Here is a 722-nt window from a genome sequence, read left to right on the forward strand (position 1 = left end):
ATGGCATTGGTTATGTGGCTGAAGAATGGGATTTAGTCCGTAAAAACTTCGGCCAGAATAAAGACAATCAAGACATGCTTGTCACTGGTGGCATGCTGATTGAAAACGACAAAGGCAACCGTTATGACCGCTTTCGTGGTCGTATTATGTTTCCAATTCGTGACCGTCGTGGTCGAGTAATTGGCTTTGGTGGTCGAGTACTTGGTGAAGGTACGCCAAAATATCTCAACTCACCGGAAACGCCAATATTCCATAAAGGCAAAGAGCTTTATGGCCTGTACGAAGTGTTACAAGCGCATCGTGAACCAGCACAAATTTTGGTGGTTGAAGGCTATATGGACGTTGTCGCTCTGGCTCAGTACGGCGTAGATTATTCCGTCGCTTCGCTAGGCACTTCGACAACGGGCGATCATATTCAAATGTTGTTCCGCCAAACCAATACCGTGGTGTGTTGTTACGATGGCGACCGAGCAGGTAAAGAAGCGGCATGGCGAGCGTTAGAAAACGCACTTCAATTCCTCAAAACCGGGAACACATTGAAGTTCTTATTCTTACCTGATGGGGAAGACCCAGACAGCTACGTTCGTAAATACGGCAAAGCCGCGTTCGAGCAACAAATAGAACAAGCGACACCACTATCGAGCTACCTTTTTGACAACTTGATTGAGTTACACCAAATTAATTTGGGTAACAACGAAGGTAAGTCTGCGTTGAGAGCATAC

The 722-nt window shown here is 46.1% G+C and carries 1 protein-coding gene; it reads left to right on the forward strand.

What is annotated here, in order from left to right; all coding sequences use genetic code 11:
- On the forward strand, positions 1–722 hold a 722-nt coding region (locus R8O10_RS25025), incomplete at both ends, for a DNA primase (protein ID WP_318191930.1).

Origin of the sequence: Vibrio sp. 1727, from assembly GCF_033344415.1 — a bacterium.
GTDB lineage: Bacteria > Pseudomonadota > Gammaproteobacteria > Enterobacterales > Vibrionaceae > Vibrio > Vibrio alginolyticus.